This is a genomic window from Actinoplanes sp. NPDC049681 (assembly GCF_044465265.1).
Taxonomy (GTDB): Bacteria; Actinomycetota; Actinomycetes; order Mycobacteriales; family Micromonosporaceae; genus Actinoplanes.
This window is the reverse complement of record NZ_JBITLP010000012.1, coordinates 129,225-139,164: the sequence shown is the minus strand read 5'-3', so window position 1 is coordinate 139,164 and position 9,940 is coordinate 129,225. Positions and strand designations below refer to the sequence as shown.

Sequence of the window (9,940 nt, the reverse complement as noted above, 5' to 3'; positions counted from 1 at the left end):
ACGAATGGTCGAGCGACGCAAAATCTGATCTCCCCCGAGTTGTCCGGCCGCCTCATCGGCCGGGCATACGAAGAAGATTCACGGACCCGCGGTGCACGGTCAGGCTCCGCTACGGTGCCGTCCGGTTGCGCCGGGTCTGCCTCACCTCGGTGTGCGGCTTGATCGGTTGCCGACCGCCCGGGTTGAGGAAAGCCAGCGCACGACATGCCGAGGGTCTCCAGTCCGCGGGAAGGCGCATACGCGGTGGGTCGGCCTGCGCGGCTGCCGTCGGAGGTGGTCGAGCGGATCTTGGGATTCGGCGGAGGGTCAGCGCAATGAAGGGCTTGCCCCCCGCTCGCGCTTCGCGGTGCCGTCAGTGTGGGACAGGACCGAGGTCCGCGTGCAAGCCAAGGATGAGACCGGCATGAGCCAGCGAGCTCGCAATCAGGAAGGCCCGGTCCCCCATTCGGGGTCCGGGCCTCTGACGTGCGATAACGCTAGTAGCGGGGACAGGATTTGAACCTGCGACCTCTGGGTTATGAGCCCAGCGAGCTACCGAGCTGCTCCACCCCGCGTCGGTACAACCACCCTATCGCGGCGCTTCTTCGCCTGCAAAACGACCCCCCGTAACGTGGCCCACATCCGCCCGCGGCCCGCCGGTCATCCGGCGGGCCGCACAGGAGTCCAGGTCTTCGGTCCTCTCCAAGGAGGTGCCGACGTGCCCGGACGCCGGCGTCAGCCTCCGCTCGGAGTCGGCGCCGGCCCGGATGCCGGCGGCGCCGAAGCCGGTGCCGACGGCGGCGCGGACGGCCCGGCCGATGGCCCGTTGGTCCCGGATGCCGCCTTCTGCGCGTTCTGGAAGTTGGTCATCGCCGTGTCCAAGGCCTGCAGCGCCTGCCCGTACCGGGCGAAGTCGCCTGACTGCTGAGCCGCCTTCACGTCGGCGATGGCCTTGTCGAGTGCCGCTGCGGCCTGGGCGAGCTGCCCGGTCAGGACCGGTGTCCCGCCCGATGACGGTTCGCCGGTGTTGCCCGGCGTCGTGTTCGTCGGCTGGTTCTTGCCCTGCGCCACGAGCGCCTTCAGGCCTTCGTCCAGGTTGTTGGCCAGGACCGCGTATCTGCCGCCGTCGCCGTACGACATCAGCACCTTCTGGAGCAGGGGCGCGGCGTTGGTCTGCTGGCCGCTCTTCACGTACACGGGTTCGACGTAGAGCATGCCGTCGCCGACCGGGAGGGAGATGAGGTTGCCGAACAGGACCTGGGCCTGATTGTTCGTCTGCAGCAGGTTCAGCTCCGGCCGGACGGTGCCGTTGCTGGTCATCTGTTGATGGACCTGCGCCGGACCGGGGATCGCGGTCTCGTCCGGGAGTTCGAGCGCCTCGAGGCGGGGTTTGCCGTCGACGTACGAGCCGGAGATGATCGCCGCCAGGTTCTCCCGTTTGCTGGGCGTGACCGCGGACGTCAGCTGGAACTGGGCCTGGTCCTGGCCGGGCAGCTTGACGTTCAGGTAGAACGGCGGCTGCTTCCGCGGATCCGAGCCGTCCGGGGTGTTCGGGACCGCCCAGAAGTCGTTGCCGGTGAAGAAGTCGGCGGGGTCGGTGACGTGGAACCGGGTGAGCAGGTTGCGCTGCACCTTGAACAGGTCGGCCGGGTAGCGGAAGTGCTGCTCGAGCTCGGTGGGGATCTGAGCCTTCGGCTTGATGAGGTCGCCGCCGAACGCCTGGTTCCACGCCTTGAGGACGGGGTCCTTGTCGTCGAACTCGTAGAGCGTGACCGTGCCGTCGTACGCGTCGACGGTCGCCTTCACCGAGTTGCGCATGTAGTTGACGTTGTCCCGCGCGAGCGCGAACGTGCCCCGGTTGGTGAGCTCGTCCTGCGTCTCCTCCTGCAGGTTGATCCGCTGCGCGTACGGGTACGTCGCCGCGGTCGTGTACCCGTCGAGGATCCACTGGATGCGCCCGCCCACGACGGCCGGGTACGGGTCTCCGTCTATGGTCAGGAAGGGCGCCACCTTCTCCACCCGCGAGCGGGGATCGCGCACGTACATGACGCGCGAGTCCTTGTTGACCGCGTCGGAGAGCAGGAAGTTGCTTTCGGTGTTCTTGATGGCGAAGACGAGCCGGCGGAAGAACGAGCCGATCGGTACGCCGCCCTTCCCCTCGTACGTGTAACGCTGCTCGGCGTTGCTGTCGGTGGGCTGGGGACGGTCGAACTCGACGTTCTTGGCCTTGTCGGTCTGCCCCACGATCGCGTACGTCTTGGCCTGCTCGCCGTAGTAGATGCGCGGCTGGTCGACCTTGATCTGCTCGGTCGGCGACGAACAGTTGGCCGTACGCGCCCCGCCGCCGAGGAAGCCGGAGACGAAGTACGGCAGCCCACCGCACGACTGGTTGGCGGGAGCCGCGACAAGTCCGTACCCGTGGGTGTAGACCGTGTGCTCGTTGAGCCAGTTCTGCTGCTGTTCGGTGAGCGCATCGTTGTTGATCTCACGCACGCCGACGACGTAGTCCTGGGTCTTGTCCCCGACGGAGTAGCGGTCGACGTCGAGCTTCGGGCCGAAGTCGTAGAAGCCGCGGACCTGCTGCGACTGGGTGAACGCCTCGGACACCAGCTGCGGGTCGATGACGCGGACGTTGCGCGCACTGGGGTCGTCGGTCAGCGAGGGAGGCGGCACGACGCTGTTCGCCAGGTACGGAGTCACCTGCGTGTCGGTCAGCCCGAACGCGTCCCGCGTCGCCTCGATGGACCGTTTGATGTACGGCCCCTCCTTGTCCGCAAGGCTGGGCTGGACCTGGAAGTTCTGCACCGCGAGCGGGTAGATGCCGCCGATGGCCACGGCGGAGATGGCGAGCAGGGCCAGCGAGACGCCGGGCCACACCAGGTTCCGCATGACCGCGTTGGAGAACACGATGATCGCGATGGCGACCACGATCGAGATGTACGCCAGGATCTCCTTGGCCGGCAGCAACGCGTTGACGTCGGTGTAGCCGGCGCCGTACAGGCCGGGCGAGACGTGCTGCTCGAGCAGCAGGGCCCGCCGGTCGAGCACGTACGCGATCGCCTTGAGCAGCACGAAGACGGCCACGAGGGTGGTCAGGTGCGCCCGGGCCGCGGAGGTCATCCGGTCGCCGACGCCCTGCAGCCGCACCCCACCGAAGATGTAGTGCACGGCCAGCGCGCCGATGACCGACAGCACCACGGCGGTGAAGCCCACACCCAGCAGGTAGCGCAACAGCGGGTAGTCGAAGACGTAGAAGCCGACGTCCACGTTGAACTGCGGGTCCTTCACGCCGAACGGCTGGGCGTTCTGGAACAGCATCCAGTCCTTCCACCGGCTCTGGGCGGAGAGACCGGCGAAGAAGCCGATGACGATCGAGATGACGGCGACCCAGGTGCCGAGGCGTGGCTGGATCACCATGCGGTAGCGCTCGAGGGTAGCCTGCTCGGCCGAGTGCGGGCGCAGCAGCGGGCGCAGCCGGTACGCGAGGTAGAGGTTGACGGCGATGATCAGGGCCATGGCGAGGCCGATCGCCAGGAAGAGCAGCAGACGGGTCACCAGGACACCGGTGAAGACGCCCGTGAAGGCGACCTCGTCGAACCACAGGTAGTCGGTGTAGGCGTCGATGCCCCAGCCCAGCAACGTGAATAGGAGGAAAACCCCCACGAGGACGCCGACGGTCACGCGACCGCGCCGGCTCATCCTCGGCAGAGGACTGTTACGCATGACCACCGTGAACCCCACAAGAGTCTCAGGACCGGTTCTTCACTTTAGGGTGTTGCGACGTTCCGCTCGGGTTGCCTGTGGACAAGTCATGAAGCCGTGCACGGCGCCGGGGTGCCGCCGCTGGTGAAGGTCTTCAGCGCCGTGAGCGCGTCGTCCACCGTGGCGACCTTGGCCATCGGCAGACCCGGTACGGCGTTGCGCAGCGCCTCGGCACAGTTGTCCGCGGGCACCAGGAAGATCTGCGCGCCCGCGTCCTTGGCGCCGACGAGCTTCTGCGGGATGCCGCCGATCGGCCCGACGTTGCCCTCGTCGTCGATCGTCCCCGTACCCGCAATGATCTTGCCGCCGGTGAGGTCCTCGGGCTTGAGCTTGTCGATGATGCCGAGCGTGAACATCAGGCCCGCGCTGGGCCCGCCGATCTCGTCGAGGTCGATGGTCACGGTGAACGGATGGGGCTGGCGCTGGTCGATGGCCACACCGATCCGCGGCTTGTCGCTCTTCTCCACGCTCTGCGAGACGATCCTGGCCGTCCCCGGCTTGCCGGCCCGGGTGTAGCCGATGGTCAGCGACGTGCCGGCGGGCTTCGACTGGATCAGATCGGTGAGCTTGGCGGGGCCGGTGACCGCCTCGCCGTCGACCGAGGTGATGACGTCGTCCTTCTGCAGCACCCCGTCGGACGGGCTCTTCGGCGTCACGGAGGTCACGTAGGTCTGCACCGGGTAGCCGAGCTTGCGCAGCGCGACCGTCTCGGCACTGTTCTGCGAGGTCTTGAACTCCTCGGCGTTCTGCTGCTCGACCTGCTGCTCGCTCTGGTCGGGCGGATAGATGAGGTCCCGCGGCACGACCGCCTGCTCGTCGCTGAACCAGCCCCGGATCGCCCACACCAGTTCGACGCTGGGCTGGACCCCTACGGTGGTCAGCCGGAGCTGACCCTTGCTCGTCGAGGTGTCCGCCTTCGTCACCTGGATGACCTCTTTGCCGTTGTCCGAACCGAGCGTGTTGACCGTCGGCCCGGGCTTGAGCACCACGTACGGCAGGGGGATGGCCATGACTCCGACTGCCAGCAGTGCGGTGATCAGGGCGCCGAGGATGACCGTGACACCGCGACGTCTCATGCGCGTGACCGTACCAATTGACCCTGAGTTCTCTCTGAGCTGACACCGCCATTGGTCACGAAGGGGCTTGACGCGCGTACCGTTGGGGACGTGCCTGATATCCCGTTCGGCTTCAGCCTGCCGGGCGCCCAGCCGCCCGATCCTTCCGACCCGCAGCAGATGCAGCAGTTCATGAATCAGCTGCAGCAGATGTTCGCCGCGCCGGGGAGCGGCCCGGTCAACTGGGATCTGGCCCGCCAGGTGGCGGCCAGCCAGCTGAGCGCGACCGGCGACCCCTCGGTGAACATGTACGAGCAAAACGCCGTCTCCGAGGCCCTGCGCCTCGCCGACCTGTGGCTCGACCCCGCCTCCGCCATGCCCTCCGGCATCCGCGACGCGACGGCCTGGAACAGGAACGAATGGGTGTACAACACCCTCGACGTGTGGAAGAAGCTCTGCGACCCGATCGCGGGCCGCATGGTGGGCGCGATGGGCGACCTCGTTCCCGAGGAGGCCCGCGCGCAACTCGGCCCGATGCAGTCGATGGTCGCCACCCTCGGCGGCGCCCTGTTCGGCGGCCAGCTCGGCCAGGCCCTGGGCCAGCTCGCCGCGGAGGTGCTGTCCGCGGGCGACATCGGCCTGCCCCTCGGCCCGGCGGGCACGGCCGCGCTCGTACCGGCCAACATCAAGACGTACGGGGACGGCCTCGAGATCCCCGAGGACCAGGTCAGGCTCTACGTGGCCCTCCGCGAGGCGGCCCACCAGCGACTGTTCCAGCACGTCCCGTGGCTGCGCGCGCACGTGCTCACGGCCGTCGAGACGTATGCGAACGGCATCACGGTGAACCGGGAGGCGATCGAGGAGGCGATGAGCCGCGTCGACCCGACCGACCCCGAGTCGATGCAGGCCATGGCGCTCGAGGGCATCTTCACGCCGGAGGACACGCCCCAGCAGAAGGCCAGCCTCGCCCGCCTCGAGACGGCCCTCGCCCTGGTCGAGGGCTGGGTGGGCCACGTCGTGGACAGCGCGGCAGGCGACCGGCTTCCGTCGGTGGCGGCCCTCGGCGAAGCCTTCCGCCGCCGCCGCGCCGCAGGCGGCCCGGCCGAGCAGACCTTCGCGGCCCTCGTCGGCCTCGAACTGCGCCCGCGCCGGCTCAGGGAAGCATGCGCCCTGTGGACCGCGGTCACCGAGGTCCGGGGCGTCCAGGGCCGCGACGCCCTCTGGGACCACCCCGACTTGCTGCCGACCGACGAGGACTTCGCCGACCCGCAGAAGTTCGCCAGCGCCCAACCGGACTGGGACATCTCCGAGCTCGACGCCCTCGGTGACGGCGGAGAAGAAGAACCAGGATCAAAATCTTGATGTCGTAGCTCGGTGGGTGGTGCAGACCGCAACTCCCGTCGAGGCCGGGCGGGGGCCCAGCATGCGCTGGCCCTCGCCCTTCATTCTGCGTAAGTGGCAGCCGGGCACCCTGAGCGGTGGTTCAGCCACCCAGCAACGCCCGCGTGTTGTCCCACCCTTCGAGCGCGGGATCCAGCGTCGCAAGATCCGAAGGCCCCCGCAACCGCCGCCAATCCGGCGTCGACTCGACCAGGCTCGGCTGCGGCGCCGTCCGCCGCAGCGTCATCGGGGTGGCGGAGTCGAGATCGGCATCGGCCAGCCACCCGGGCACCGGCAGATTCGCGGCGACAGCGAGAACCCCGCCTCCCGGCCCGGAGGGCGCCACGGCGACGGGCTTACCGCTCAGCGGCCGCAACAGCTTGCCGAGGATCATCCCGGGCACGTCGGCAGCGTCCGCCGCCAGCACCGCGGCCTGATCGAAGCCGGCACTCTCCGCGGCGGTGAAGACGGGAAGAAGCGTCGGAGTGGGTACCTCGTAGATCGGCATGCCGGGCCAGGCGATCTCCTGGGCGAGCGGCATGTCCGCGGCGACGGCCGCGATGGCCGGCTCGGCCTGGGCCAGCCGGGCGAGCAGATCGACGACGTCTTCGGCGAGCGCGGCACGCCACGCGGCCAGGTCGACGCCGGGAGGACTCCAGGTCACGGGAGTCAGCAGCGCCACCACGACACGTCTGGTCACGCTGCGAGATTAGCCGCTGGGCCTCCTTGGACCCGCCGCGCGGCTCTTCAGCTCAGTCGTCGGCGAGGACGAGGCCCGTGGCGGCGGAGATGCCCTCCAGGTAGCCGCGCGCCCGCTCCGCCTTCGGATAGCGGTTGACGAGCTCCCAGAATGCGGCGTTGTGGCTGGGCACGACGAGGTGGGCCAGCTCGTGGAGCAACACGTAGTCGATCACCCAGTCCGGCATCTCCTGAATACGGTGCGAGATGCGGATGGTGCCGTCGTCGGGCGTACAGGATCCCCAGCGGCCGTTCTGATTGGTGACCCACCGCACGCTGGCCGGAACCACATCGTGAGCGTGGTCCGCGAGGAAGCGCGAGATCAGCTTGTTGGCACGCCCGAGCAACTCGTTGTCCGTGCGCCGGACACGTTCCTCACGAGCGGCCAGCCGGGCCAGCATTCGCGCGACCCACTCGGTCTCCTCGGCACGCGAGAACCGATCGGGAATGAGGACGACAACCCGTTCGCCCTCGCGATACGCGGACACCGTGCGACGACGGCGCTGGCTGCGCCGCACTTCGACGACAGGCTTGCGCGTCCTGCCCATCACAGGCTCGCGCGGCCCACACTAGGGTTCACATTGCGACGTTAATCCGTCAGGGCCAGGTCGCCGCAAGGGTACGGCAAACGACACGCACCCAATATGTGAGCTTCGCCCCACAAAATCCGAAAATATTTTCCGTACTGGAAACACGCACGGCGCAACGCGCCACGGTATACAACGCATGCTTGACCCCAGAGGCCGCCCTCAAACCTCCGGACTCCTGCGACTTTCTGACCTGGCCCCTCCATCCGTGTCCAGAGCTCCGAGAGACGCAGCCGCCGGGCTGCCCAGGCATGCTCCTCCACCGCCTACCCGCCCGCCTCGCGCCACCGACTCGCCGTGGGCCCACGCGCCTCCGTCCGTCGGCTCGTCCGCGGGCCAGCTCGTCGGCGCGCGCGGGCCTCGCTGTTGCGCCTGCCGGAGCGCACGAGGCAGGCCCACCGATCGGCTCGGCAGCTTGCGTCGTTCGGCATGACTCATCACGTTTCGGCCGTTCTGAGGTAATTCGTCGGCGTGTCCACCCGTATCTGCCCAAAAAGGGTCAAGCCGACCGGCAGACTCACGACGTCGGCGACACCGTCGACGCTGCGCTGACATGGAAATGGCCGGACCTGGGTAGTGACCGCCCGGAACGGGTGGCCACATCCACGTGGTCGCGGAGCGGTCCAGCGCCGAACACAGATTCGCGGCCTGTCGCCGCGAGCAGGGCCTCGGGGGTCCAGGTCACCGACCTGGCCGCGTCCCGGGGCATCGGGCCGACCCGGGCCGACAACATGACGAGGAGGAACCGTGGCCGACAACACGTACAACGGCTACTGCGTGAAGTGCAAGGAGAAGCGCGACTTCCAGGGCACCGTCGAGGTCTCGAAGACCGGCATGAACATGGCCAAGGGCAAGTGCCCGGTCTGCGGCACGACGGTCAACCGCATCCTGGGCAAGGCGAAGGCCTGACCGGAAGCACCGGAGGGCGGGGGCGACCACCCGGTCACCCCCGCCTCCCAGCACCAGCGCGTACGCCGGTCTTCAAGATCACACCTGCCTGACATCGGGATTCAGCACGGTGGCGCCGGGCCGGCTGGCAGACGGCGCCGGTTCACCCCCTCGGGCCATAACTGTGGTCGCCTGACGACGTTGAGTAGTTATCCACCATCGGCCCAGGCCTGTGGATAACTCGCGGATGCCTGTGGATAAGCGAGGACGGGCGTCCCTCGCGCCTGTGGACAACGAACTCGCTCCGCGCGGGGAACGTGACAACCTGTCACCCATGACCTGCCCGCCCCTGCACCGCCCGACCCTTCTCCCCGGCCTCTACCGCACCTGGCGAGGCGCCCGCACGCTGCAGCTCGGCCTGCGCCCCGGCACCGCCGTGCTCATCGATCTTCCACAGCGCGAGACCGCCCGCCTCCTGGACCTGCTGGACGGTTCCCGATCGGAGCGAGACATCCTCCGCCGGGCCGCGACCGTGGGAGTGCCTCCGTCGGACGCCCGGGCCCTGCTCGATTCGCTCCACCAGGCCGGCCTCGTCGTCCCTGCGCAGAGCCTTTACCCCTCACCATCAGCCGCCGTGCACCTGTCCGGCGAAGCCTTGACGCTCGCCCTGCCCCCAAGCCCACCGCCGGTCGCCCCCGGAGCCGTGACGGGGCCGTCGGCCCACCCAGCAACCGGCTCCGAGTCACGTCCACCCGGCACCTACGCTTCCGGCCCGTCTCTCCATGTCAGCCAACCTGCGGCGGCGCTCCGGAAGCGGAGAGGAGCCCGGATCACCGTCGCGGGCCGTGGCCGGCTTGCCGCCGGCATCGCGGTCGCGCTCGCCGAATCGGGGGTCGGACACGTTCACCCCGATCTGCCGGGCACGGTCGGCCGCCAGGACCGGCTCGCCTCTCCCCTGCGCGACAGCGACCTCGGCAGGCCTCGAGCGCAGGCGGTGACCGAAGCCGTCCTGCGAGCGGTGCCGGGCACCGAGACCCGATCGATCCGACGGGGTGGCGCCTCGCTCGTCGTCCAGCTCGACCACGACCAGCCCGTTCCCTTGCTGGCAGCCGCGTACGCACAACGCCGCCAGCCGCACCTGAAGGTGGCGATCCGCGAGGCCACGCCGGTGATCGGCCCGCTCGTTCCGGCATCCGGCGGCCCCTGTCTGCACTGCCTCGACCTGCACCGACAGGAGCGCGACCCGCACGCCGACCGCCCCCAGCCGCCTCCGCGGGACGACGAGCCGTGCGCGGTGGCCACGGTCCTGGCGGGTACCGCGTACGCGGTCGCGGAAGTGCTCGCGTTCGTCGACGGACGGACGCCGGAGACGCTGGCGGCTGAGGTCGAGGTCAGCGCCCCGGGCCGGGTACGCCGGCGCAGCTGGGTCCCCCACCCGGACTGCTCCTGCATGCGGAGATCGCGCCGGACGCGCAGCGGGCCTGACCAGGCATTGGGTGCGGCATGACCGGAAACGGTGGTCGAACGCAGGCAGCCACCGACGACAACCGC

7 protein-coding genes and 1 tRNA gene are annotated in these 9,940 nt (G+C 69.0%); 3 read left to right on the top strand and 5 right to left on the bottom strand.

Annotated elements, in window-relative coordinates:
* Window positions 1-480: 480 nt before the first annotated feature.
* From ACIBO8_RS36235 to ACIBO8_RS36225, 3 genes are all read right to left on the bottom strand, one after another.
* A tRNA-Met gene (locus ACIBO8_RS36235) sits at window positions 481-554 on the bottom strand.
* Window positions 555-714: 160 nt separating this feature from the next.
* On the bottom strand, window positions 715-3,678 hold the full coding sequence (locus tag ACIBO8_RS36230; protein ID WP_396120044.1) for a UPF0182 family protein: 2,964 nt from the start codon (window positions 3,676-3,678) through the stop codon (window positions 715-717).
* Window positions 3,679-3,788: 110 nt separating this feature from the next.
* Window positions 3,789-4,817: a PDZ domain-containing protein gene (locus tag ACIBO8_RS36225; protein ID WP_396120043.1), complete on the bottom strand. Its 1,029-nt coding sequence runs from the start codon at window positions 4,815-4,817 to the stop codon at window positions 3,789-3,791.
* Window positions 4,818-4,907: 90 nt separating this feature from the next.
* On the opposite strand from ACIBO8_RS36225, the gene ACIBO8_RS36220 reads away from it, so the two are divergent.
* Complete coding sequence (locus tag ACIBO8_RS36220) at window positions 4,908-6,158, top strand: zinc-dependent metalloprotease (RefSeq protein ID WP_396120042.1); 1,251 nt, start codon at window positions 4,908-4,910, stop codon at window positions 6,156-6,158.
* A gap of 121 nt (window positions 6,159-6,279) precedes the next feature.
* On the opposite strand, the gene ACIBO8_RS36215 is transcribed toward ACIBO8_RS36220, so the two are convergent.
* Together ACIBO8_RS36215 and ACIBO8_RS36210 are read right to left on the bottom strand one after the other, a co-directional pair.
* Window positions 6,280-6,876 (bottom strand): hypothetical protein, encoded by a 597-nt coding sequence (locus ACIBO8_RS36215; RefSeq protein ID WP_396120041.1) that lies wholly within the window; start codon window positions 6,874-6,876, stop codon window positions 6,280-6,282.
* A gap of 52 nt (window positions 6,877-6,928) precedes the next feature.
* Window positions 6,929-7,462, bottom strand: a complete 534-nt coding sequence (locus ACIBO8_RS36210) for a M48 family metallopeptidase (RefSeq protein ID WP_396120040.1) — start codon at window positions 7,460-7,462, stop codon at window positions 6,929-6,931.
* 786 nt (window positions 7,463-8,248) lie between these two features.
* On the opposite strand from ACIBO8_RS36210, the gene ACIBO8_RS36205 reads away from it, so the two are divergent.
* Together ACIBO8_RS36205 and ACIBO8_RS36200 are read left to right on the top strand one after the other, a co-directional pair.
* Window positions 8,249-8,410, top strand: a complete 162-nt coding sequence (locus tag ACIBO8_RS36205) for a DUF5679 domain-containing protein (RefSeq protein ID WP_015625326.1) — start codon at window positions 8,249-8,251, stop codon at window positions 8,408-8,410.
* 313 nt (window positions 8,411-8,723) lie between these two features.
* Entirely contained in the window at window positions 8,724-9,896 is a 1,173-nt protein-coding gene (locus ACIBO8_RS36200) for a hypothetical protein (RefSeq protein ID WP_396120039.1), read from the top strand.
* The last annotated feature ends 44 nt before the right edge of the window (window positions 9,897-9,940 follow it).

What these genes read in the sequence shown, in the direction of transcription:
- ACIBO8_RS36230 (WP_396120044.1), bottom strand. Translation starts at nt 3,678, where the DNA reads ATGAGCCGGCGCGGTCGCGTGACCGTCGGCGTCCTCGTGGGGGTTTTC.
- ACIBO8_RS36225 (WP_396120043.1), bottom strand. Translation starts at nt 4,817, where the DNA reads ATGAGACGTCGCGGTGTCACGGTCATCCTCGGCGCCCTGATCACCGCA.
- ACIBO8_RS36210 (WP_396120040.1), bottom strand. Translation starts at nt 7,462, where the DNA reads ATGGGCAGGACGCGCAAGCCTGTCGTCGAAGTGCGGCGCAGCCAGCGC.
- ACIBO8_RS36200 (WP_396120039.1), top strand. Translation starts at nt 8,724, where the DNA reads ATGACCTGCCCGCCCCTGCACCGCCCGACCCTTCTCCCCGGCCTCTAC.